General features: G+C 32.5%; 1 protein-coding gene. It reads left to right on the forward strand.

The window, feature by feature from the left end:
• Positions 1-200 (forward strand): undecaprenyl-diphosphate phosphatase (locus tag FUA24_RS03765; RefSeq protein WP_148540131.1); only part of this gene is annotated, 200 nt, incomplete at both ends.

Below are 200 nucleotides of genomic sequence, written 5' to 3' on the forward strand. Positions count from 1 at the left end.
TTTTAATGGTTGTGCCTTTAATTTTTGGTAAAATTGCAAAAGATGTTTTAAGTGGCGATATTTCTATGGAAAGTCAAAATTTCACCGCACTTTCCATTGGCTTTGTGGCTGCATTTATTGCGGGTCTGTTTGCTTGTACTTGGATGATTACTTTAGTCAAAAAAAGTAAATTATCATACTTTGCTATTTATTGTGCCATT

The organism is Seonamhaeicola marinus (assembly GCF_008085455.1).